The 23,521-nt window shown below is 68.8% G+C and carries 15 protein-coding genes; 9 read left to right on the top strand and 6 right to left on the bottom strand.

Going from position 1 to position 23,521, the window contains the following annotated elements:
- Positions 1-3: 3 nt before the first annotated feature.
- Complete coding sequence (locus AC14A7_RS06455) at positions 4-528, bottom strand: 2-phosphosulfolactate phosphatase (RefSeq protein ID WP_484007360.1); 525 nt, start codon at positions 526-528, stop codon at positions 4-6.
- Positions 529-605: 77 nt separating this feature from the next.
- On the opposite strand from AC14A7_RS06455, the gene AC14A7_RS06450 reads away from it, so the two are divergent.
- Both AC14A7_RS06450 and AC14A7_RS06445 read left to right on the top strand, forming a co-directional pair.
- On the top strand, positions 606-1,070 hold the full coding sequence (locus tag AC14A7_RS06450) for a hypothetical protein (protein ID WP_484007358.1): 465 nt from the start codon (positions 606-608) through the stop codon (positions 1,068-1,070).
- On the top strand, positions 1,064-1,690 hold the full coding sequence (locus tag AC14A7_RS06445) for a DUF1684 domain-containing protein (RefSeq protein ID WP_484007356.1): 627 nt from the start codon (positions 1,064-1,066) through the stop codon (positions 1,688-1,690). The genes AC14A7_RS06450 and AC14A7_RS06445 overlap by 7 nt, the downstream gene beginning before the upstream one ends.
- Here the strand turns inward: AC14A7_RS06445 and AC14A7_RS06440 are convergent.
- A complete protein-coding gene (locus AC14A7_RS06440) occupies positions 1,687-11,469 on the bottom strand; it encodes a DUF5979 domain-containing protein (protein ID WP_484007354.1) in 9,783 nt (3,260 codons plus the stop codon). The genes AC14A7_RS06445 and AC14A7_RS06440 overlap by 4 nt on opposite strands.
- 374 nt (positions 11,470-11,843) lie before the next feature.
- Here AC14A7_RS06440 and AC14A7_RS06435 point away from each other — a divergent pair, with 374 nt between their 5' ends.
- The 3 genes from AC14A7_RS06435 to AC14A7_RS06425 all read left to right on the top strand — a co-directional run bounded on the left by AC14A7_RS06435 (position 11,844) and on the right by AC14A7_RS06425 (position 14,492).
- Positions 11,844-13,352: a DEAD/DEAH box helicase gene (locus AC14A7_RS06435; RefSeq protein ID WP_484007352.1), complete on the top strand. Its 1,509-nt coding sequence runs from the start codon at positions 11,844-11,846 to the stop codon at positions 13,350-13,352.
- 107 nt (positions 13,353-13,459) lie between these two features.
- Complete coding sequence (locus AC14A7_RS06430; RefSeq protein WP_484007350.1) at positions 13,460-13,975, top strand: N-acetyltransferase family protein; 516 nt, start codon at positions 13,460-13,462, stop codon at positions 13,973-13,975.
- A gap of 40 nt (positions 13,976-14,015) precedes the next feature.
- The gene (locus AC14A7_RS06425; protein WP_484007348.1) at positions 14,016-14,492 is read left to right on the top strand and encodes an N-acetyltransferase family protein; all 477 of its coding nucleotides are present in this window, start codon (positions 14,016-14,018) and stop codon (positions 14,490-14,492) included.
- A 2-nt stretch (positions 14,493-14,494) separates the two neighbouring features.
- Here AC14A7_RS06425 and AC14A7_RS06420 read toward each other — a convergent pair whose 3' ends face one another.
- Both AC14A7_RS06420 and AC14A7_RS06415 read right to left on the bottom strand, forming a co-directional pair.
- Complete coding sequence (locus AC14A7_RS06420; protein ID WP_484007346.1) at positions 14,495-15,037, bottom strand: NUDIX hydrolase family protein; 543 nt, start codon at positions 15,035-15,037, stop codon at positions 14,495-14,497.
- Positions 15,038-15,072: 35 nt separating this feature from the next.
- Entirely contained in the window at positions 15,073-15,420 is a 348-nt protein-coding gene (locus AC14A7_RS06415) for a DUF1801 domain-containing protein (RefSeq protein WP_484007344.1), read from the bottom strand.
- Positions 15,421-15,442: 22 nt separating this feature from the next.
- Between AC14A7_RS06415 and AC14A7_RS06410 the strand changes: the two genes are divergently transcribed.
- The 4 genes from AC14A7_RS06410 (at position 15,443) to AC14A7_RS06395 (ending at position 22,346) form a co-directional block, all read left to right on the top strand.
- Positions 15,443-16,066: an alpha/beta hydrolase gene (locus AC14A7_RS06410; RefSeq protein ID WP_484007342.1), complete on the top strand. Its 624-nt coding sequence runs from the start codon at positions 15,443-15,445 to the stop codon at positions 16,064-16,066.
- A gap of 202 nt (positions 16,067-16,268) precedes the next feature.
- Entirely contained in the window at positions 16,269-20,837 is a 4,569-nt protein-coding gene (locus tag AC14A7_RS06405; protein WP_484007340.1) for an ATP-dependent helicase, read from the top strand.
- Entirely contained in the window at positions 20,830-21,627 is a 798-nt protein-coding gene (locus AC14A7_RS06400; protein ID WP_484007338.1) for a DNA-formamidopyrimidine glycosylase family protein, read from the top strand. The genes AC14A7_RS06405 and AC14A7_RS06400 overlap by 8 nt, the downstream gene beginning before the upstream one ends.
- An 11-nt stretch (positions 21,628-21,638) precedes the next feature.
- A complete protein-coding gene (locus AC14A7_RS06395) occupies positions 21,639-22,346 on the top strand; it encodes a hypothetical protein (protein WP_484007336.1) in 708 nt (235 codons plus the stop codon).
- On the opposite strand, the gene AC14A7_RS06390 is transcribed toward AC14A7_RS06395, so the two are convergent.
- Both AC14A7_RS06390 and AC14A7_RS06385 read right to left on the bottom strand, forming a co-directional pair.
- Entirely contained in the window at positions 22,343-22,747 is a 405-nt protein-coding gene (locus tag AC14A7_RS06390) for an NUDIX hydrolase (protein WP_484007334.1), read from the bottom strand. The two genes, AC14A7_RS06395 and AC14A7_RS06390, sit on opposite strands and share 4 nt — an antisense overlap.
- Before the next feature lie 34 nt (positions 22,748-22,781).
- A partial coding sequence (locus AC14A7_RS06385) for a hypothetical protein (protein ID WP_484007332.1) occupies positions 22,782-23,521 on the bottom strand: 740 nt, incomplete at its 5' end.

Below are 23,521 nucleotides of genomic sequence, written 5' to 3'. Positions count from 1 at the left end.
ACGCTACGCGGGGAGGCTGAATTCCCGCAGGATGCGCAACTCGGTCGAGACGGCATTCTCCTTGGCCGCGGCGATCGCCTCGCGATCGAGGCCCTGACCCGTGACGCTCGCGCTCAGCAGGTGGAGGGTCGCATTGCGCAGGCCCTCGAACGCTGCGCTCGCGGCCGCGGCCTCTGGCGAGGTCGAGTCAATACCGAGGGAGCTCAGCGCGTCGACGACGGCACCGGCAGCGAGGAGATCCTCGACGGCGAAGCGCCCGTCGTCGGTGCCGGCTCCGACTACCGCGACGATGGCCCGGTCACCGAGCTCCGCCTGGCGGTCGAGGATCCACTGCGCGGCGGCAGCGGCACTGCCCTGCGTCGCGGCGACAATCGCGGGGCCGTCGATCGAGAGCGGGTCTGGCGCGTCGGGCGTCGGCAGCGCATCCGCCCAGACGACGATGTGCGCTCCCTCGCCGACGGCCGTGGCACCGTCGAGGCCCCAGTCGAATCGAACCTGAAAACGGGACTGGATGCGGGGGTCGGTCACGAGACCAAAATACCGCGCCCGCCACGACTCCCAGCCAATCTCAAGTCACGAGACGTAGCCAGCAGAGACACTGTCCTATGCGCATCCTTCTCAAGCTCGAGCTCGACTGCACGCCCGACGCTGCGTGGGACGCGATCCGCAGTCCAGAGGTGTTCCGGGCAGTGTCGTTCCCATTCACCACCTTCGAGTCCCTCGAAGACGAGGGCTTTCCTGCCCAGTGGCCGGAGGGCAAGCACCTGGTGAGCGTGCGGGCCTTCGGGCTCGTCGACATCGGGCGCCAGTGCATCGACGTCAGCTACCCTCGGCGGCGCGACGGAGTGCGCGTGATGCGCGACGGCGGCATCGGCGTGAGTGGGCCGATCAGCCTCGTGACGCAGTGGCGGCACGAGATGGCGGTGAGCGCCCTTCCCGACGGACGCACGCTGTACCGCGACCAGCTGCGGTTCTCTGCGGGGCCCCTGACGCTGCCGATGTGGGCGGTCTACTGGTTCTTCTGGCAGTGGCGGGCGTTCGGCCTCCGTCGACTGGCGCCCACTTGGTGAGTGCCGCCGTCGACACTGCTCTGCAGGTTGCCGACTGGCGCCGACAGACGCACGCGTTGTACGCCGCCGTGCGCGCGGCGACAGACCTGCATGCAGCCCACGATCTGTGGAGGCGGGGGCGGGACCGGATGTTCGCGCAGCATCCATCCAGCCCGTTGCTTGCCGACGACCTCGCCGCGTTCACCGGCCTCAAGGTTCGCCCGTACAACCCCGACTGGCGGTTCGAGGCCGAGGTTCTGCCCGTGGAGCCGAGGCGCATCGAGGTCGAGACCGGTACCGACGGCACCGTGCCATTCGATCTCATCGGGCACGTGGAGCTCGCCTCGGTCGGCAGCCTCGATGTGTGGCGGCTCGCCTCCTATGGTGGCGGCCTCTTCGTGCCCGTCAAGGATGCCCTGGCCGGCACCACGGGCGGAACCTACGGCGGCGGTCGCTACCTGCTCGACACTGTCAAGGGCGCCGACCTCGGACCGGGCTCGACCCCGCGGTCGCTCGTGCTCGACTTCAACTTCGCCTACAACCCGTCATGCGCCTACGACCCCGCCTGGGCGTGCCCACTCGCGCAGCACGGCAACACCGTCGACGTCGAGATCCCCGTCGGCGAGCGCTACGGCCGCTAGAGGCCGGCGCGCCGCCTGCGGTTCGCCGCCACGATGACGATGCCGGTTCCCGCGGTGATCATCGCCGCGAGGATCAGCATGAGCGAGTCGGTGCCGTTGTGCGCGAGCAGGTACATGTTCGTCAGCGTCAGTTCGTTCTCGCCCTCTGGGAGGTCGATCGAGCTGCCGACGAGCACGAGGCCGTTGAGCGAGTAGATGCCGAGGTCTGCTCCGCCGTTGCCGAGCTCGTCGAACGCGCAGGTCGTGTCGACCGGAAGGTCGGTGAACTCCACCGTCTCGCCAGCCCGGATGGTGACCGTCGGCCCGCCAGGCAGCACGAGCGGAGTCGGGGTTCCGGCGACGTCGAACGAGCACTCGACGGTGACGTCGAAGCTACCGGCAGCGCGAGCGGAGAACGCCCCGAGGATCTGCTTGGTGAACGCGATGTCGCCGACCAGGAACTCGTTCTGCAGGTCGATCGCGACCGTCTGCACGGTCGTTCGCTCGATCGTGACGGGTGCGCCGATCGTCTGCTGCGTCGAGTAGCCGGCGTTGGTCTCCTCGAGCGAGCACTCCGCCCCGACCGGGAGGTCGCGGTAGGTGAACGAGTAGCCGTTGCCGTCGCTGAGCACAGCCACGCCGTCGTCGACCAGCTGCAAGGTCTCGCGAGTGCCGTTGATGTCGCGCTCGCAGGTCAGGGTGATCTCGAAGTCGGTGTTGCCGTAGACACCGCTGCCGTCGCCGGCGAACGCCTTCGTGACCGAGAGGTCGCCGAGGTAGAACTCGTTCTCGACATCCACCGGGAATGCGCCAGCGGTGGTGGTGAAGGTCGGGTCGGAGATCGTCGTTGCGTTTGCAGCACCGGTCTCGGTCTCGTCAATGGTGCAGTCGGCCCCGACGGGCAGCAGCTCGTAGGAGGCAAGGTAGCCGTTGGTGCCGTCGAGTGACCGCGTCGCACCTCCGGGGATGTCGATCGGCGAACCGTCGAACGAGCACTCCAGCGTGACCTCGAACGGGCCCTCGCCCCACAGGTCCCAGGCGTTGTCGCCGAGGAACCCGACGTCGCCGGAGCGGGTCTTGGTGACCTCCACCGAGGTGTAGTCGAAGGTGTTGGTGACGACGACCACTGTCGGGTCGACGTCATCCGTGATGACTGCCGTCGCAACAGTGCCCGTTGTCTGCACTCCGTCGACGTCGATCACCGTCGCGGTGGCCGTTCCCGTCGTCGTCTCTGTGATGGTGCAGGTCGAGTCGGCGACGAGGTCGACGATGTCGACCGGGGTGGTGTCGTCCTTGTCGAAGGTGTAGGTCTCATCCCAGACCGTGCGGAAGCCCATGGCGTCGGTGATGGTGCAGACGACGGAGATCTCGAAGTCGGCAGTGCCCCAGTCGTCGCGGGCGGCGCCGTCGACGACCTTGGCCAGCGAGAGACTTCCCACGTCGTAGACGTTCGTGAAGACGGTCGAGTTGTCAGAAGCGCCCAGCACGAGCGAGGTCGCTGTGTCGGAGTCGAGGGGCTGGGCGCTGCCGCCGGAGGTCGTCAGGATCGTCGTGTCGACGGCATCCATCTGGCTGGTCTCCGTCACCGTGCAGTCGGCGCCGACGGGGAGCCCGGCGATCGCCCAGGTCTCGCCCTCGTCGAGCGAGTCCTGCATAGGAACGGTGTCGCTGTAGCCGGTGCCGTAGACATCGTTGCCGTTGAACGTGCAGTCGACGGCGAAGGGGAACGGCCCGTAGCTGATCGGGTCGCCCTGCTCGTCGACCGCGTCGCCGTCGATGAGCTTGGTGACCTCGAGGCCGGTGACGTCGAAGGTGTTCGTGAACGCCACCGTGCCGAAGTCCTGCGCCTGGTTGTCGGCGAGAACGCTCGAATCGGTCTCGATCGTGAACGGGCCGTAGGCGACCGTTGCGGGCGAGGTGACGCCGTCGACATCGAGTGTCGTCGTGGTTGCCGAGCCGGTGTCGGTCTCGGTGATCGTGCACTCAGAACCGGTAGGGATGCCCGTGAAGGTAACCGACGATGGAATGCCGCCGGTCGAGGCAAGCGTGTCGACCTGCCGCACCGGGTTGACAAGGGTGACGGCGTCGCCGTCGCGCTCGCACGAGATCTCGACGGTGAACGGACCAGCCCCGAAGTCGCTCGCTCCCGCGCCGTCGACGGCCTTGCTCACGGTCACCTGGCCACTGAGGTACCAGTTCTCCACGACGATGCGCGGGTTGGCGCCGGAGGCGTCGACCGGGGTGCCTTCGGCGATCTCGGTTCCCGCACCGTCGCGGTACACCAGTGCGTCGGCACCGGTCGCGGCGAGGTTCGACTCGACAGCCGTGCACTCCGACCCGGCGGCGAGCGAGCCGATGTCGTAGGAGTAGACCCCGCCGGGCAGCGGCAGCGTCACATCCTCGTCATAGGTCTCGACCGTGCCGGCGAGGCAGGTCACGTGGATGACGAACGGGCCGGTGCCGAACTGCGCGGCCCCCGCGCCGTTGAGCGACTTCTCGACGATGAAGTGCTCGACGCCGTAGTTGTTGTTGATCACGGCCGTGTTGACGCGGGTGCCGATCGGCGAGAGCACGAACGTTGCCGTCTTGCCGGAGGGCGACCCGGAGGTCACGGCGACGTAGGTGACGTTGGTTCCCGTCGCACTCGGCGTCGCCGATGTCTCCGTCACCGTGCAGGTGGCTCCGGCCGGCAGCTCTGTCAGCGTCTCGACGTGCGTGCGGTCGGCCCCGAGCTCGAGCTCTGTGAAGGTGATGACGGCATCGGCAGCGGGAGACTCTGCCGCATAGACGGGCGTGTTCGACGGGCCGAACACGCAGGCGACGGTCGCGACGTACGGCGCATCGAGGTAGACCGGGTCTCCGTCGCCGTTGACAGCCGTCGACTGCACGGTCTTCGTCACCGCGAGGCTTGCGTTGTTGAAGGTGTTGGTGACCGTCGTGGTGCGGTTGGTCGACATGGTCTGGCCGTTGCCGGTGTAGGTCACGACGGCGCCGCCGGCACTGGCCACCGGCTCGTTCGCCGTGCAGACGGATCCTGCCGCGATGTTGTTGAACACGTGCGTGAGCGTGCCTGGCGAGGTGAAGGTCGCCGAACCAGAGAACGAGGTCGCGCTCGTGCCATTGGCGCTCAGCGTGCAGGTGACGTTGACCGTGAACGAGCCCTCGTTGTGGTTGGCCGCCCAGGCACCCGCAACTGTCTTGTTCACGGTGAGCGCGAACGAGGTGAAGTTGTTCGTGATGGTCATGGCGTTCGTCGCCGTCGTGCCCTCGTTGCGGGAGACGGTGAACGGCGGCACCTGCCCGACGGTTCCGCCCGTGGTCGGCACGGAGCCGGATGTCGTCACCGGAGTCGCCGTCGGGCCGTTGGTCAGCGACCAGTTGATGGTGGTCGCGCCACGGCGCTGCGTCTCGGTCACGGTGCAGACAGACCCGGCGGGGATGTCGGGCGAGGTGTACGTCGCGGTGGCGCCCGTCGCAGTCAGCAGCTGGTTCGTCACTGAGAGAACCGAGGCTGTCGTCGTGCCGTTGTCGAAGGTGCAGCTCACCGAGATGCGGAAGTTGTTGTAGTCGGGGGCGGTCGTTCCGCCCTCGGTCGTGCGCCCGGTCGCCGTGACGGCCTTCGTCACGGTGAAACGCCCCATGTCGTAGGTGTTGGTGATCGTCGAGAGCTCGACGTCTGGTCGGCTCGGGCCGAACACCGGGTTCGGGTCGTGCACGTCGTAGGCAGAGGTCTCTGCCTGCTGCGCGGTCACGACCGGGGCGGAGATGGTCGTCGACGTCTGCCCGTAGGTGGTGGCCTCGGAGACGGCGCACTTCGCGTAGAGCGGGAGGCCGCGCACGACGACGGTCGTGCCGCGCGCCACCGTGACCGGGAACCTGGGCGTGCCGTCGGCGTTGAGCACGGCGATCGGCACGTTGTCCTCTGTGGAGGTGCAGGCGAGGTTGATGTTGAACGCTGTGCCGGCGAATGCGCTGGCAAGTCCGTCGACGGCCTTCGACAGCTGGATCTCTCCGGTCGCCATTGCAACACCGACCTTGCGCGGCTCGGTGACGAACCGGTTGGGAACCTCGGTGCCGGCATCCATCGCAGACGCCGCAGCGGCGATCGAGTTGTAGGCGATCGAGTCGCGGTCGAGGTTGACCGTCGACTCGGCGAGCTCGATCGCGGCCGCCGTGCGGGAGCGGTAGACGAACGAGATCTTCTCGCCAGGATCGATGAGGTCGGCGTCCATGACGAGCACGAACTTGAGGGCGACGATCGTCGCGAGCAGCGGGTCGTTGTCTGCGATCGACGGGTCGAGCAGGGTCCACGCGGCGTTGCGCTCTGCGATGTCGTCAGGGTTGGCCGACGAGGTGAGGCAGGGCTGGTATCCGGTGGTCATCGGCGGTGACGACGTCGGAGACATCCCGAGCGTGTTCTGGATGTCGGCGCCGTTGCACCGAGTTGCCACCAGCGCGCGGTTGGTCACGTAGTACACCGCGTACGAGGAGCCGACGGGCTGGTTGACGATCTCTGGGAAGCTCGTGAGCGTCGGAGTCCACTTGGAACCACGGGACTCGTTGACGATGACACCCCGGTCGTTGGCAGCTGGCAGCACGTCGATAGCCACGAGGCGCTTGAGGCCGATGTTGCCGCCGTTGACGAAGGTGTTCGCCCACTCCTCGTACCCGCCGGGGCGGGTGATCGGAACACAGGGGTAGCGGTAGTACTCCGCCGCTGACGGCAGGCCGGTCGAGACGTTCGGGGCGTCGCAGTTGACCTTGCTGGCGGGAACGGTCTTGAGGATTCCGAGGTCGTCGTACGGGTCGCCCGGCGTCTGCTCGATCGGGTCGCCTGCCGCGTCGAGCGGACCAGCGTCGAGCCCGCGCACGCCCTTGACGATCGTCACGGGTGCGCTCGGCAGCGGCCAGACCCTGGTGGTCGCGGTGCACTCGCTCATGCCGACCGTCTGCTGCGGGTCGATGCCGTCGGTCGTGTAGTTGCAGGTGTCGAAGACCTGGTCTGCGGTCACTGTCGCGGCGTTGAGCACCTCGCGGCCGGCATCGAGCTGGTCGGCGAACTGCATGCGCATGGTGATGGTGAGCGACCAGCCGACCGGCATCTGCCAGCTCGGGTCGACCGTGAAGGTGACATCCTGCTTCGCCGACTCGACCGGGCCGACCGTGATGGCGATCGACGGCAGTCCACTGGTCTGCGTCACATTGGCAGCGTCGGCGAAACGGTAGCTGACGACGTTCGCGGCCTCGGCCGGCACCGTTATGTCGTACTCGACGCCGGAGTCCGGGTCTTTCGGGAAGACGAGAAGACGCTCTCCTGCGTCGACCTCCATCGAGTCGACGATCACGAGGTCGCCGAGCGGCTTGTCGTGGGCGTTCACCGCGGTCGACCCGGAGTTGGTGACGACGATGCGGTATGGGATGTCGGAGCCGAGCGACTGCGCCGCGAACGGCGTCTTCGTCACGGTCACGCGCGCGGGCAGGTGCTGGAAGCGGATCTGCGCTGCCGCCTCGTCGGAGGCCGACCACAGCGACGGGCCGGTCGGGGTGGTCGCCGCACTCGCGACGACCTGCACGGTGTTGCTGAACACGCCGGCCTCGGCCTCGCCAGGAGCGGGTGTCGAGACGAGTCCAGGGGTCGGGGTCGCGACGAACGTCGTCAGTGTCGAGGGAACCGGGGTGCCGGACGGCGAGACGAGGGTGGTGCGGCGGTCGACGACGAAGCCTGCCGAGACGACCGGGTTGTACGGGCGCTCCCACGTCGTGCCGTCGGCCTTGGTGAAGGTGTACCGGATGCCGCGAACGTCACCGAGCACGTAGCCGCCCGGGAGGGTCGGCAGCGTGAAGCCCGCAGACGGCGAGCCGATGAGCCAGCAGTCGGCGTCGAGGTCGGCGTTCGTGGTGCAGCTCGAGCTGATGCCAGCGGTCGTGTCGTAGTCGACTCCCGTGTGCGACACACTCGAGCCCATGAGCAGGTCGACCTGCACGCGGTTGACCGGGGTGACAAGGCTGACGCTCGAGTCGAACCCGACGAAGTTGTAGGCGTTCCAGAAGGTCGGCTCGTCATCGGTGATCACCATGCGGGTGGTGCGCGCCGAGCCACTCGGCTGGCCCGTGAGGCGAACGGTCGCGTTCGTGGAGTTGCCCGCGTACTGGATGGCTGGCGACGACCCAGCCGACGTCGTGTCGGCGATGATCGTCTTCGTCGCCGTCACGTCATAGCTCGCGGCGACGATGTCGATCGACGCCGTCGCGGTGCCGAGCAGCACGTTGTCGGTGGATGGGAACACCGGCGTCTGCAGGCCGCCGGGGTCGACGATCGAACCGGTCACCCGGTTGAGCACGGTGTCGAGGGGCACTGGCGTGCTGGTTCCCCGCACGAACTCGCGAAGCTGGGTGTTCAGCTGCAGGCCGATGGTGGCATCGCTCGGCACGGGGCCGTCGAGGGTGAGGGTGATTCCGGTCACGTCGACGAGGGCTGCGGGAGAGAGGGCGGTGGCGGCCGCGAGCGTGATAGCCGGGTCATCCACGCCGCTCTTGGTCAGCACGACCATCGACGAGGAGCTCGTGCCTGGGGTGCCGGCGATGTGCGTGATGGTGACGAAGTCGAACGGCGAGGGCTCTGGTGCTGTCATCGTCGGCTCGGTCAGCGAGAGCTCGTCGACCGGCACGTCGGAGGCGTTCTGCGCGGTGACCGTCATGAGGGCGGAAGGGTAGAGCGCCTGCGGCACTCCGGAGCCCGGGGTTGGCCGGCCGAGCGGGCCGTCTACCCAGGTCTTGGTCACGTTGAGGTTGATCGGGCTGTCGAGGATGGTGATCGTGTCGCCGTCCTCCTCGTGGAAGAGCACGGTCGAGCCATCGATCGCATCGAGGCTCGCCGTGTTGAGCACGAGCCCCTCTGTCGCCTCGTCGCCGTCATAGGCGTTGTACTGCGCGTGCCGGGTCTGGCCGAGCACAGCATCGGTGCTCGAGCGGCGAACCATGCGCAGTTCGAACAGCAGGGTCACATCGCGGTCGAGGTCGACCGTCGCTGCCACACCAGAGCCGACCGGCGGGGCGGCCGGGTTCGAGGCACCCGGTTCTGTGCGGTTCGGGTTCTCTGCGAACACGAGGCGCACGCCGATGGTGTCGGCCCGCTCAGCGCTCGACAAGGTGGCACCGGGGAAGGTTCCGTAGCAGGCGGTGCCGGCGCAGGGGTTGGATGCGATGGGCACCCAGGAGCCGGTTCCCGTGCGGAAGAGCTCGACCGCGACGACGCGGTCGTAGGCGATCAGCGGATCCTGTGCCGAGGTGATCGCAGGAATGCGCACGAGGTCGAATGCGTCGTAGACCGAGCTCGCCACGGCGGCCAGCGACGGGTCGCCGACCGCGGTGAGGGTGTCATCCGCCATGTCGGAGATGACCACACGGTCGTACTCGAGGCCAGCGGTGCCCCACGAGATGGTTGCCGAGGCCTGCTCTGAGGAGCGCGCCTGCACGTAGTCGTCGTTCCAGACCTTCTCGATCTGGTCGTAGCCGGGGCCGCCCCCGGGTGGCAGCGGTCGCAGCGTGACGGTTGCCGGATCCGTCGCGGTGACCTCCGACGGCGTCGCGCTGGCGTTGACGACCGTCGCGGTCGCGTCGTTCACGAGCACGACGTCGAGGAGACCGGGCACGACAAGGGTTCCGGGAGCGCTGCGCAGCTCGCTGCGCAGCGTCGCGCGGATGTTGGGCTGCACGCTGAACCCCGGTGGAAGCAGCGGGGTGGCGATCGAGGGGGTGTAGACGAACTGGATGCCGTTGGCTGCATCAGAGATCGCGCCGGGGATCGCTCCGCCGTACGTCGACGGCCCGCTCAGGCCGACCGCGCCCGGCAGGTCTGTCCAGCTGCCGCCGCCATCGGTCGTGTACTGGATGGTGAGCCGTGACCCGCTGGGAACCGCGGTGCCGATGATCGAGACTGCATCGAAGGCATCCCAGAAGTCTGCGTCGACGTCCCTGATGACGAAGCTCTCTACGCCGATCGTCGAGCCACCGGTGTCGCCGACACCGACGGGGGCGGGAGCGACCTGCGAGGGAAGCGAGACGAGGATCGCCGCGCCGGGGTTGGCGTAGATGAGCCCCGGCGACACGGTCTTGGAGATGGTCGTGTTGATGCGCACGCTGCGACGGGTGAGGTCGTCGCTCGCGTCAGCCGTGGCTGTCTCGTCGTCGACGGAGTGGGCATCGACCGTGATGGTGTTCGTCTCTGTGACGTTCGCCACGACGACGGGGAGGGTGTGCGCGACGAATGGCACGACCGCGAGCGCGTTGTCGCCCATGAGCCCGTGGAAGGTGACGACGAAGCTCTCGACGTTCTGGCCGGGGTTCGGGTCGGGCAGCTGGTCGACGGTGGTGGAGCCAAGCGTCGAGGATGTGGTCGGCAGGCCGGTGGTGTAGACCCAGGTCACGTCGACGGAGGTCGCACCATTCGGCCACTCGATCGACGCGTCGTTCCAGCCGACGAACTCGAGGCCCTGGTCGGCGAGCGAGGTCGCGCCGGGGTTGACGCCCGGCTCGGTGATGGAGAGCCGGTCGAGGTCGTAGTCGACGCCGTTCTGGCCGGAGAGCGTGACGACGACGTTCTCGCCGCCGACGACGTCGTTGTCGCTGAACGACTTGCCAGGAACGAGGGCGATGTCGGCGGGAACGATCTCATAGGTGTCCTGAGCCGTCACCACGGGGTAGTACGACAGCGCCGGCGCGGTGCCGGTGGCAACGCGCGCAGAGACGATGTTGGTCGCCGTGAACGGCACGGTGATGTTGTCGACGTCGACCGTCGTGGTCGTCGCGATGGTGACGCCTGCGGTCGCACCCCGCGGGATGAGCGCGGTGCCCGGCTCGGTGAAGGTGAAGCGCAGGCCCTCGATCGACGCGAGCGGTGCACCGACGCGCGACGACGTCAGGGTTGGGCTCGCGGAAGGCTGGGCGGCATCCGGGTTGTCGTCGTCGTCGACGGGCAGCCACGTGGATCCGTCGGCCGTCCACTCCACGAGCACGAGGCTCGAGGCGGTCGGCTTGACGAGGCCGGAGATGCCGGTCACCGCCACGTAGTCGTAGGCGTTGCTCGGGAAGGTGGCGGGATCCTGGATGACGAGTGCCGTCACCCCCGCGTTCGACTGGTTGGTGGCGGAGAGCGCGAAATCGACGGCCTGGTTGGGGAAGGCCTTCACCGACTCCGGTGATGCGGTCTTGGAGACGGCGACACCGGGAACGAAGGGCGATGTGATGACGACGTCGGCCGAATCCTGGTTGTTGCTGTCCGGGTTGTCGACGGTGGCGTAGGCGGTGTTGGTGATGGTGTCGCCATCGAAGCTCGCGTCGACATCCGGCGGCACCTGTCCGATCGCGGTGAACGACACGGTCTCACCGGCGACGAGGCCGACGCCGCCCTCGTCGAGGGCGCTCTGGAACGTGAGCACGAAGCCGTTGGGCGCTGCCGTGACGATGTACTTGGCGTTGGGCGCGACACTCGTGAAGACGAGGGGAGCGGGGAAGGAGTCGGTGAGCTGCAGGTTGACGCAGTCGGTCTGGGTCGACGAGCAGGTGATGGTGAAGTTGTATGAGACGTTCTGGCCGGCAGACCGCGGGCTCGGCGTCGAGACGTCGACGGTCTTCGAGAGGTCGATCACGACGGGAACGAGCTCTGCCGCTGAGGCGGCGGGCACGGCGACGAACACCGGGGAGAGGAGAGCCACCGCGACGCCGACGGCAACGGCACCGAGAAGTCGCGACCGACCCATCAGCGTCAGTCGTGGGGCGCGGAAGCGGCGCTCGGCAGGCATGTCGGGTCCTCGAAAACAACGGTCGCGTACGTTGTTTCCAACGAAGGGTGCTGCTAGGTGCCCCTACGCGAGTACTCAGGTCAACGGCAGCGACTCGGGAAAGCCGGTGCCACTGGCATCGCCAGCTTCCCTCACCCTATGCGTTCTCATGCAGTGGGAAAAAGGGCCGCGACGGCCCCAGTCAAGGGGGTTCTGCTAGGGTGGGGGAACTTGCGAGACCGCGTTGGTCTCCCTGCGTCGTTGAACGCATTCTCCGGTGCTGCACTTCCAGTGCAGTCGGATTCCCGCATTTGCAACGGCGAACGATGTCGGCCATTGCCGCCTTCGCCACCACACCGGGATCAGTCCCGGCATGAAAACCCTTAGGTACTTCTTTGTCTGAAACAACCTTCGGCACGCTCGGCGTGCCCGCTCCCCTCGTCTCCGTGCTTGCTGCACAGGGAAAGACGGAGCCATTCCCCATCCAGCTCGACACCCTGCCCGACACCCTCAACGGGCGCGACGTGCTCGGCCGAGGCAAGACCGGCAGCGGCAAGACGCTCGCCTTCGCGCTTCCTCTCGTGGCACGCCTCGGCGGCAAGCTCGCCGGTGGCCAGCGCCGCCCCGGTCGGCCGCTCGCCCTCGTGCTGGCTCCGACCCGCGAGCTCGCCACGCAGATCACCGCTGTCATCGAGCCCCTTGCTGCCGCCTACGGCCTCAAGAGCACCACGATCTTCGGCGGCGTCTCGCAGCAGCGCCAGGTCGCGGCCCTCAAGGCCGGAGTCGACATCGTCGTTGCCTGCCCCGGCCGCCTCGAAGACCTCATGAAGCAGGGCTTCGTCGCGCTCGACGCCATCGAGATCACCGTGCTCGACGAGGCCGACCACATGGCCGACCTCGGCTTCCTTCCCGTCGTCACCCGCATCATGGACAAGACTCCGCAGACCGGACAGCGGATGCTGTTCAGCGCGACGCTCGACAACGGCGTCGACAAGCTGGTTCGTCGCTACCTCCACAACGAGGTGCTGCACTCCGTTGACGAGGCGACGAGCCATGTCTCCGCGATGACCCACCACGTGTTCGAGGTGGAGGGTGTCGAGGCCAAGAACGAGCTGATCCGCACGCTCGCCTCCGGCACCGGCCGCCGCATCCTGTTCATGCGCACCAAGCACCACGCCAAGAAGCTCGCCAAGGCACTCACCGAGGCCGGCATTCCGAGCGTCGACCTGCACGGCAACCTGAGCCAGCCGCAGCGCGACCGCAACCTTGCCGCATTCTCCGCCGGCGAGGCCCGCGTCATGGTGGCAACGGATGTCGCAGCCCGCGGCGTGCACGTCGACGACATCGAGCTCGTCATCCATGTCGACCCGCCCGCAGAGCACAAGGCATACCTGCACCGCTCCGGGCGCACCGCCCGCGCAGGCAAGGAGGGCGAGGTCGTCACGATCATGCTCCCGGCCCAGCGCAAGGACACCGAGGCGCTGCTGCGCAAGGCGGCCATCAGCGTCACTCCCCAGAAGGTCACCGCAGCATCCGATGCTGTGAAGGCCCTCGTCGGCGAGGTCGCGGCCTACGTCAAGCCGTCTGAGCGCACCGGCACCAACAACGCCGGCAGCACGGGTGGCCACGGCCGCTCGCAGGGCGCCAACGCCCAGCGCAAGCGCGCGAACCGCGAAGGCCAGCCAGCCAGGACCGATCGCTCTGGCCGCCCGGCGCGTTCCAGCGGTTCTGCGCGCCCCGCCGTCACCGGCGAGCGTCGCATCGAGCCGCGCTCCGCGCAGGCTCCGCGTGCAGAGCAGGCGCCCTCGCGTCCGCGTGGTGGCAACGGCCGCGCCCAGGCCTCTGGCGGACCCATCCGCGTCGGCCAGGTCGTGCGCTCCAACCGCCGCCCAGCGGGCCGCTGATCCTCCCGGGTGGGGCCGAAAGCCCCACCCGAACTGGGGGTGAGTCGTTCGCGTGATCGGCGCATCCCCGAAACAGGACCGCAATATCGCGTCGCTAGCGTGAGGCCATGACAGCGACTATTCGACGAGCGACACTCTCGGATGCACCTGCACTCGGGGCCCTGCACTCCTCCATCTGGGGCGAGCTGTACCCGAAGGCACTCTCCCCCGAGGTGATCGCACAGCTCAACCCCGGCTACATGGAGCACCTCTGGACCAAGTTCGTGACGCGCGGCGATGCCTACCGCCAGTGGGTCGCCGAGGTCGATGACCAGGTCGTCGGCTTCGTCGGCGTCGGCCCTGGCCGCGACCGCGACATGGCGGAGGAGACAGAGCTCTACTTCATGTACGTCGCTCCCGAGCACCGCAAGCAGGGCATCGGCACGGCCCTCCTCGAGGCCACCGACCCCAAGTACCTCTGGGTCTGGGAGGAATTCAAGGGCACGCGCAAGTTCTACGCGGCCGAGGGATTCGTTCCGGAGATCGTGCGGGTGACCCGTGGTCGAGGCCCCCGCAGCCGCGTCGGCGTGCTGTTCGGATCCTCGTACCAGACCGAGCTGAAGCTGGTGCGCCAGGCGGCGTGAGCCTCTGTCACCATCGTCGCTGGCCGGTAGAATCGGGGGCATGGCAGTGGTGACAAGGCAGGTGGCAGAGGGCGACATCCCGCGACTGGGAGAGCTGCACTCTGCAGTGTGGAGCGAGCTCTACTCCGCGGTCCTGTCGGCCGAGGTTCTCGCCTCGCTCGATGCGCCGACCATGACAGCCCTGTGGGCCCGCTTCATCTCGCGTGGGGCCGACTACGTGCAGTATGTGGCCGAGGTCGACGGCGAGATCGTGGGCTTCGCCGGGGTCGGCCCCGGCCGGGAGCCGGGCTACGAACTCGGGCGAGAGCTCTACTTCATCTACGTCGCCCCAGAGCACCGCCGGTCGTCGATCGGCAAGACCCTGCTGCGCTTCGCCGACGCCGACTACCTGTGGATCGCGGAGGACAACCGCGCGACCCAGGCCTTCTACCGAAAGCAGAAGTTCTTTCCCGACTCCGTGCGCCGCGTCGGCACGCTGTTCGGCGCGGAGCTGCCAGAGATTCGGATGGCGCGGTAGCGCTAGTAGAGCTGCCCGACTGAGGCAAGCGCGGCCTTGAGCAGCGCGCCGCGACCACCCTCCATCTCGGCGGCCACGCCCGGGCTCGCTGCTTCCATCGGTGACATCCAGGTGAGCTCCAGTGCGTCCTCCCGCGGGTCGCACGTGCCGGTCACCGGCACCACGTAGGCGAGGGAGACGGCGTGCTGCCGTGCGTCGCTGAACTGGCTCATGCCGGGAAAAGGGAAGTACTCGGCGACCGAGAACGGCACGGGGCTCGGTGGCAGCTGCGGGAAGGCCATCGCCCCGAGGTCCTTCTCCAGGTGGCGGTAGAGCGCGTTGCGGAGGGTCTCACCGAACATCACACGGCCGGAGACGATGGTGCGGGTGATGGAGCCGGCGGAGTTCGCACGAAGCAGGATGCCGACCTCTGTCACGATGCCCGATCCGTCGACGCGCACCGGAACCGCCTCGACGTAGAGGATGGGCAGTCGCCGGCGGGTCTCGGCGAGCTCCTCGTCGGACAGCCAGCCGGAGTTGGGATCAGGGGTGCCTACAGAGCTCATGACTCCATTCTTACCTGCTCGTCATTGCGGCGGCGTTACGCCGCGAGCCAACGGGCCACGAGCTCCGTCAGCGCGGGGGCAACGGCCGTCGCCTCCGCCTCGTCGGCGACGGCGAGGATCGCGCGGTCGTGGCCGCGCCACTCCAGCATGCCCGTCGGGTCGTCGACCTCGAATGCCGAGTCGTCCTTCTTTGCACCACGGTGCAGGATCACCTGCACGCCGCCCTTCGGGTTGAGCCGCAGCGTCACCCGATCGGCCCCGTCGACGGTGAAGTTCGGGGAGTTCCACTTGACGTTCTCCGCAACGCGCGGGTCGGCGGCCACAATGGCGCGCCGCAGCACGGCGACGATCGGGGTGGAAGGATTGTCGGAGTCGGTGCCCATGCCGTCAGCCTAGGGAGTGCCCATGACGATCGACGCAGATGCCGTTCTCTGGTCGGCCCCCGAGCGCGAGCGCGCGGGGCGTCCGCTCCTCGTGCTGCTGCACGGCTACGGATCGCACGAGGGCGACCTCTTCAGTCTCGCGCCGGGGCTTCCCCTCGACCCGGTGATCGCATCCCTTCGCGCACCGCTGCGCGCCGGGCCGGGCAACGCCTGGTTCCCGCTGACCGCGGACACGCCGGCCGAGGCGATGGAGGGGCTGGCGGATGCGGCGGCGCAGTCCGTGCTCGACTGGCTGGACACGACGGAGTCGACGCAGGTCGGCATCCTCGGCTTCTCGCAAGGCGGCGCCACCGCGCTGCAGGTGCTTCGGCTGGCCCCGGAGCGCATCGCCTACACCGTCATGCTCTCGGGCTTCGTCGTGGGAGCCGACCACCCGGGGGACCCGGCCCTCGCCGCGGTTCGGCCCCCGGTGTTCTGGGGGCGCGGCACCGTCGACCGGGTGATCCCCGGGCCGGCCATCGACTGGACGTCGCTCTGGCTGCCCCGCCATGCCGAGACGACGACGCGGGTCTACGAGGATCTCGCCCACGGCATCTCGCGCGACGAGCTCACCGACATCGCGAGCTTCATCTCCGGGCACCTGTAGGCCCCTCCGCTGCCCGCGCTCTCCTCACTCCCAGCCCCCTCTCCCTTTCCGAAATGACGGAGCTTCGAAAGGTTGGCAGTGGCGCGACGCGGATCCAGCACCCTCCACCCTCCCGGTCTCCGTCATTTCGGAATGGGGAGGGAGCCGAGAGAGGATGGGGCGCAAGCCCCAGCGGAACGTCAGTCGTGACCGGGAGAATTGGATGATGGCCTCCGTCGGGAAGAAAAGCGTGCTCGACCGCTTCTCCCCCGCCACGCGGGAGTGGTTCCTCGGCGCCTTCCCCGAGGCGACGGCCGCGCAGCTCGGCGCGTGGGATGCAATCTCGACCGGAGCGCACGCGCTCGTGGTCGCTCCGACGGGATCGGGCAAGACCCTTGCGGCGTTCCTCTGGGCGCTCGACCGCCTTGCCAGCGCGCCCGCTGTCGCCGAGCCGAAGAAGCGCACCCGCATCCTCTACATCTCGCCCCTCAAGGCGCTCGGCGTCGACGTGGAGCGCAACCTGCGCGCGCCGCTCGTCGGCATCACCCAGACCGCGCGGCGGCTGGGGGTGCCGGTTCCCGACGTGACGGTCGGCGTGCGATCGGGAGACACCACCTCGCAAGACCGGCGGCTGCTCGCGCGGCTGCCTCCCGACATCCTGATCACGACTCCAGAGTCGCTCTACCTCATGCTCACGAGCGCGGCGCGCGAGACGCTCGCGGGAGTCGACACGGTCATCATCGACGAGGTGCACGCCGTGGCAGCGACCAAGCGGGGAGCGCACCTCGCGGTCTCGCTCGAGCGGCTCGACGATCTGCTCAGGGCGCCAGCGCAGCGCATCGGGCTGTCGGCAACGGTGAGCCCGCGCGAGGAGGTCGCGCGCTTCCTCGCCGGCAACGCCCCGTGCGCGATTGTCGCCCCGGCGTCGCAGAAGAAGTTCGACCTGCGCGTCGTCGTGCCGGTGGACGACATGACAGAGCTCGGCACGGCCCCGCAGCGCGAGGGTTCCACCGCGGGCGACCAGCCGCAGGGCTCGATCTGGCCGCACGTCGAGGAGGGGATCGTCGACCTCATCCTCGGGCACCGGTCGACCATCGTGTTCGCCAACTCGCGGCGGCTGGCCGAGCGGCTGACGGGGCGGCTCAATGAGATCTACGACGCGCGCTTGGAGCTTGGAGTGGAGGCCATTTCTGGCCTCCACGGCGACGCCAGCGCCGCGGAGCCTCCGGCTCCGCGGTCTCAACCGGAGCGCGCGGCAGACATGCCTGGGCAATCGGGAACCATCGGCTCATCGGGCGGATTGCTCGCCCGCGCACACCACGGCTCGGTGTCGAAGGAGCAGCGCGCGATCATCGAGGACGACCTGAAGTCAGGCCGGCTGCGCTGCGTCGTCGCAACGTCATCCCTCGAACTCGGCATCGACATGGGCGCCGTCGACCTCGTCGTGCAGGTCGAGAGCCCGCCGAGCGTCGCGAGCGGTCTGCAGCGTCTCGGCCGCGCCGGTCACCAGGTCGGTGAGACCTCTCGCGGTGTCATGTTCCCGAAGCACCGCGCCGACCTGCTGCACACCGCGGTCGCAGCGGAGAGGATGCTGGCCGGCCAGATCGAGTCGCTCGCTGTTCCGGCGAACCCCCTCGACATCCTCGCGCAGCAGACCGTCGCCGCCGTCGCGCTCGAGCCGGTGCACATCGAGCAGTGGTGGACGACCGTGCGACGCAGCGCGCCCTTCGCCGCACTGCCGCGGAGCGCCTTCGAAGCCACGCTCGACCTGCTCAGCGGGCTCTATCCGAGCGACGAGTTCGCCGAACTTCGGCCGCGCATCGTCTGGGACCGCGTCTCCGGCGAGCTCAGCGGCCGCCCCGGCGCCCAGCGCCTCGCCGTTACGAGCGGCGGCACGATTCCCGACCGCGGCCTGTTCGGCGTCTTCATGGTCGGGTCAGAGAACGAGGCGCGGCCGACCGGCATGCGCGTCGGCGAGCTCGACGAGGAGATGGTCTACGAGTCGCGCGTCGGCGACGTCTTCGCCCTCGGCACGACGAGCTGGCGCATCGAGGACATCACCCACGACCGGGTGCTCGTCTCGCCCGCCTTCGGCGTTCCGGCCCGTGCACCGTTCTGGCACGGTGACGGCCTCGGGCGCCCCGTGGAGCTCGGCCGCGCCATCGGCGCCTTCGCGCGAGGCCTCGACTCGACGAGCCCCCCGAACCTCGGTGACATCGGCCTCGACGAGCGCGCTGCGAAGAACTTGCAGGCCTTCGTCAAGGAGCAGAAGGCAGCGACCGGCTACGTGCCGAGCGACAAGACCCTCGTTGTCGAGCGGTTCCGTGACGAGCTCGGCGACTGGCGCGTCATCCTGCACTCCCCCTTCGGCCGGCCGGTGCACGAGCCATGGGCGCTGGCGGTCGGCGCGCGCATCCGCGAGCGTCTCGGGGTCGAGGGCGCCGCGATGGCGAGTGACGACGGCATCGTCGTTCGCATCCCCGACACCGATGCGGAGCCGCCGGGTGCCTCGCTCTTCGTCTTCGACAACGAAGAGCTGCAGCAGCTCGTCACGAGCGAGGTCGGCGGCTCCGCGCTGTTCGCCTCGCGATTCCGCGAATGCGCGGCGCGGGCCCTTCTCCTGCCGCGCTACAACCCCGGCAAGCGCTCGCCGCTGTGGCAGCAGCGCCAGCGCAGCGCCCAGCTGCTGGATGTCGCCCGCAAGTACCCGAGCTTTCCGATCGTTCTCGAGACGGTGCGCGAGGTTCTGCAAGACGTGTATGACCTACCAGCGCTCACGGCGGTAACGGCTGAGATCGAGCGGCGCGACATCCGCATCGTCGAGGTCGAGTCGGAGTCGCCGTCGCCCTTCGCGCGGTCGCTGCTGTTCGGATACGTCGCCTCGTTCATGTACGAGGGTGACTCCCCGCTCGCCGAGCGCCGCGCCGCCGCCCTGTCGCTCGACCCCACTCTGCTGTCAGAGCTGCTGGGCCGCGCCGAGCTGCGCGAGCTGCTCGACCCCGCCGTCATGGAGCAACTCGGGCTCGAGCTGCAGCGCCTTGCCGACGACCGCAAGGCGAAAGGCGCGGAGGGCATCGTCGACCTGCTGCGGCTGCTCGGGCCGCTGTCGGTGGAGGAGATCGAGGCGCGTTCGGTCGTCGAATCCGCCGAGATACCGCGCGCTCTCGACGCGCTCAAGCGCAGCAACCGCGTGCTCTCCGTCACGATCGCGGGCGAGCCGCGCTGGGCGATCGCCGAGGATGCCGGTCGGCTGCGCGACGCCCTCGGCACCCCTGTTCCCATCGGGGTTCCCGTCGCGTTCCTCGAGCCCGTAGCCGACCCGCTCAGCGATCTGGTCGCGCGCTACGCCCGCACCCACACTCCCTTCACGGTGGCCGAGGTTGCCGCGCGGTTCGGGCTCGGCACCGCCGTCGTGCTCACCGCCCTCAAGCGACTCGCGAGCGAGCGCCGCGTGCTCGAGGGAGAGTTCCGCCCCGGCGCGAGCGGCACAGAGTGGTGCGATGCCGAGGTGCTGCGCCGCCTGCGCAGTCGATCGCTGGCCGCCCTCCGGCACGAGGTCGAGCCCGTCGACGGCGCGACCTTCGCGCGGTTCCTTCCGGTGTGGCAGCACGTTGGCAAGCAGCTGCGAGGAGTGGATGGCGTTGCGCAGGTGGTCGACCAGCTCGCCGGGGTCGCGCTGCCGGCATCCATCTGGGAATCTCTCGTGCTGCCAGCGCGCGTGCGCGACTACTCGCCGGCGATGCTCGACGAGCTCATGCTCACGGGCGAGGTGCTGTGGTCTGGCGACGGCGGCCTGCCCGGCAACGACGGGCGGGTGAGCCTTCACCTCGCCGGCTCGGCGACGCTGACCCTGCCGCTTCGCATCGACGAGGAGCGCACTGCCGACGAGGCACGGGTGCTCGATGCCCTCGCCGGCGGGGGCGCGTTCTTCTTCCGTCAGCTCGCGGGCGCGGTCGGAAGCACCGACGACAAGGCACTGCAGCAGACCCTGTGGGACCTGGTCTGGGCCGGCCTCGTCACCAACGACACCCTCGCACCACTGCGCTCCTACCTCGGGGGCAGGGCCAAGACCACGAGAACCCCGCGCGTGCGGGCATACCGCGGCCGGATGACAGTGCCGAACACGGGCGGCCCTCCGAGCGTGGGCGGCCGGTGGTCACTGCTGCCTGTCGCCGCCGGCGACAGCACCGTCAGGGCGAAGGCCCTTGCGGAACAGCTGCTCGAGCGGCACGGCGTCGTCACCCGCGGCGCGGTCATGAACGAGGGCGTCATCGGCGGATTCGCCCTCGCTTACAAGGTGCTCTCGGGCTTCGAGGAGACCGGGCGCGCCCGCCGCGGCTACTTCATCGAAGGACTCGGCGCCGCCCAGTTCGCCACCGGCGCGACGATCGACCGGCTGCGCGGCTTCAGCACCGATGGCATCGCCCGCCGCGAGCCGACCGCTGTGACCCTCGCCGCGACCGATCCGGCGAACCCCTACGGCGCGGCCCTTCCATGGCCGCAGCTCGAGGGGCATCGACCTGGCCGCAAAGCGGGTGGCCTCGTCGTGCTCGTCGACGGCGAGCTCGCGCTCTATCTCGAGCGCGGCGGCAAGACGGCGCTCGTGTTCACCGACGACGAGCAGCAGCTGGCCCTCGCCACCGTCGACCTCGCCCGCGTTGTGAGGGAGTCGCTGGCGAAACTGCGCATCGACACCGTCAACGGCGACTTCGTCATCGGCACACCCTTCGGCAACGCCCTCGTCGCGGCGGGGTTCGCCATCAACCCGCAAGGGCTCAGACTCCATGCCTGAGGGCGACACCGTGTGGCTCTCGGCCCACAACCTCAACGCGGCCCTCGCGGGGGCGGTGGTGACGCGGTGCGACATCCGGGTTCCGGCGTTCGCCACGGTCGACCTCACCGGGCAGGTCGTCGAGGAGGTGGTGAGCCGCGGCAAGCACCTGCTGATGCGCATCGGCGAGTACAGCATCCATTCGCACCTCAAGATGGAGGGCTCGTGGCACCTGTACCGTCCGGAGTCGCGGTGGCAGCGGCCGGAGTGGCAGGCGCGCGCGATCATCGGCACGCACGACTGGACGGCCGTCGGCTTCAGCCTCGGCACCATCGAGGTGCTCGAGCGCGGCACAGAGGAGAATGCGGTCGGCCATCTCGGCCCCGACCTCCTCGGCCCCGACTGGGATGCGGCGCTGGCCGCCGAGCGCCTGCTGCGCGATCCAGAGGTGCCGGTCTTCGTCGCCGTGCTGGAGCAGCGCAACCTGGCCGGCATCGGCAACGTCTACGCCAACGAGCTCTGCTTTCTCATCGGGGCCGCCCCCACCACGCCCGTCGGCCAGGTAGACATCGCGCGCATGGTCACCCTCGCGCACCGGCTGATCGACGCGAACAAGAGTCGGTCGACCCGCACGACCACAGGAGACCTCCGCCCGGCAAAGCGGGCATACGTCTACGGTCGCGGCGGCAAGCCGTGCCTTCGCTGCGGCACCCGCATTCGCACGGGCCAGCTCGGCCCGACTCCCCTCATCCAGCGCGACGTCTACTGGTGCCCGCGCTGCCAGCCCGATAGCGTTGGCGAACACCGATAAGTGAGGGATCCATGAGCACCTACCAGCCCGACGCGCCCGTCGAAGACGTCAACAGGGGCACGGTCGTCGCCCTGCTCGCCCTGCCCGTCGGGGTGATCGTGTGGGTGCTCGTCTGGACTCTCGGATTCATCGCATCGATCGTGACCTTCGCCGTCGCCTATCTCGCCATGTTCCTCTACAAGCTCGGTTCTGGCGGAACCATGGGCCGAGCCGGTGCCGTGCGCGTGGCGATCATCACCATCGTGACCCTTGCCGTCTCGATCATCGCCGGACTCGTCGCGGATGTCGCCAACGGCATCGGCAGCGTCACGGGGGTCGGGCCAATCGAAGCCCTGAACAACCCCAACTTCGCGCAGATCTTCACCGCCTATGTCACTGACCCCGATGGCGGCCTTCTGCTCTCCCTCGGAATCGCCATCGCCTTCGGAATACTCGGCTGCTTCGGTGTGCTGCGCTCCGCCTTCGGGGCAACCGCCGCTCCGGTGGCTCAATTCGTCAGCCCCGTTGCGGGCCAGCAGTACCCGCAGCCCGGGCAGGCCTACCCGTCGTACACGCCGCCGCCGGTCACCGCTGAGCCGGTGCTCGGGCCGCCCATTCCGGGCATCCCGCAGTTCCCCAGCCAGGTGCAGCAGCCGACCGACGGGCAGGCGCCGCAGACCTGGAATGCCCCGGCCGTGCCCCACGACCCCGGCACGGAACCGCCCGCCCCGCGTCACTAACGGTCGAACGAGCTCCCCAGCAGCCGCGGCCAGACGTGCTCGAGCGCGAGAGGCGCGATGGTGATCCCCGTGGCGTCGAGGGCGACCCACCGCAGCTCCTCGATCTCGGCGGCGACGACCGGAACCGTGTCGATAGCGACCGCGTAGATGTCGCAGTCGACGAGATGGCCCGGCTCGTTGGCAGCGGCGGATTCGAAGCGGCCCCAGTGATCGAAGCCGGCAGCATCGACGCGAAGACCCAGCTCCTCGTATAGCTCACGCGCGAGCGTGTCGGCCGGGTGCTCACCGGGCTCGACCTTGCCGCCGGGCTGCATCCACGCCGTCGTTCCGCGCTTGCGCACGAGCAGGATGCGACCGTCAGCATCCACGATCACAGCGGCGGCGATGCGAATGGTTGGCACGCGACCACGCTAGCGGGTGCGCCTTGGGCATCGGCTAGATGAGGCAGGATCCGGCGGCGATCACATCGACGGTAGTGGTCACGGGGGCGCTGAGGTTACCGGCCGCGTCCCGTGCCTGGAGGGTTAGTACGACGACTCCGTCGGGGGTGGACTGCGCCGGATTGTAGGAATAGGACCAGTTCGCCGGGCCGCCCGCCATCTCATCCTGACCGGCCGCCGCCGCCATTGGCCACGACACATGTACGCCCGTGACACCAACGGCATCGGCGGCATATACCGCGATCGATGAGGTGATCGGGTAATAGGCCGCGTATCCATCGTCGGCGCACACTCCCGACGACGGGGATGCCGAGGCGTTGGCGAGGGTCGGCGCGACCGTGTCGGCCACCGGAACAGGCTTCGGCGGCGCGGGCGCGGCTGTCGGCTCCGCGGTTGGTGGAGGTGGTGCCTCGCTCGGAGCTGCGCTCGGGGTGGCGCTCGGGGACGGCTCTGCCGACGGTGTTGCGGAGGTCGCCGGTCGGGCAGAAATGGAACTCTGCTCCTGCACAGGCGGAGCGAGCATGCCGCTAGCTCCTACGACGCCTCCGGTGATCGCCACGACCACCACGAGGCCGATCCACGGCAGCCACGAACCGCCGCCGAAGCCGCTCGAGCTGGCAGGAGTACCGGTGTCGCCGGAGTCCACCCGTGACTGGATGGCGGCGGCGACACCGGTGGGGTCACCAGGCTCCGCGATGCGGGCGAATGAGCCGCGCAGCATGTCATCGAGCTCAG

The sequence above is a fragment of the Conyzicola sp. genome, assembly GCF_057073975.1.
This window is presented reverse-complemented; position numbering and strand designations above follow the sequence as displayed.

Excerpts from the sequence above, each read along its gene's own strand:
- AC14A7_RS06415 (WP_484007344.1), bottom strand. The coding sequence starts at position 15,420 with ATGGGCACCGACTCCGACAATCCTTCCACCCCGATCGTCGCCGTGCTG.
- AC14A7_RS06420 (WP_484007346.1), bottom strand. The coding sequence starts at position 15,037 with ATGAGCTCTGTAGGCACCCCTGATCCCAACTCCGGCTGGCTGTCCGAC.
- AC14A7_RS06450 (WP_484007358.1), top strand. The coding sequence starts at position 606 with ATGCGCATCCTTCTCAAGCTCGAGCTCGACTGCACGCCCGACGCTGCG.
- AC14A7_RS06425 (WP_484007348.1), top strand. The coding sequence starts at position 14,016 with ATGGCAGTGGTGACAAGGCAGGTGGCAGAGGGCGACATCCCGCGACTG.
- AC14A7_RS06440 (WP_484007354.1), bottom strand. The coding sequence starts at position 11,469 with ATGCCTGCCGAGCGCCGCTTCCGCGCCCCACGACTGACGCTGATGGGT.
- AC14A7_RS06430 (WP_484007350.1), top strand. The coding sequence starts at position 13,460 with ATGACAGCGACTATTCGACGAGCGACACTCTCGGATGCACCTGCACTC.
- AC14A7_RS06400 (WP_484007338.1), top strand. The coding sequence starts at position 20,830 with ATGCCTGAGGGCGACACCGTGTGGCTCTCGGCCCACAACCTCAACGCG.
- AC14A7_RS06410 (WP_484007342.1), top strand. The coding sequence starts at position 15,443 with ATGACGATCGACGCAGATGCCGTTCTCTGGTCGGCCCCCGAGCGCGAG.
- AC14A7_RS06405 (WP_484007340.1), top strand. The coding sequence starts at position 16,269 with ATGATGGCCTCCGTCGGGAAGAAAAGCGTGCTCGACCGCTTCTCCCCC.
- AC14A7_RS06395 (WP_484007336.1), top strand. The coding sequence starts at position 21,639 with ATGAGCACCTACCAGCCCGACGCGCCCGTCGAAGACGTCAACAGGGGC.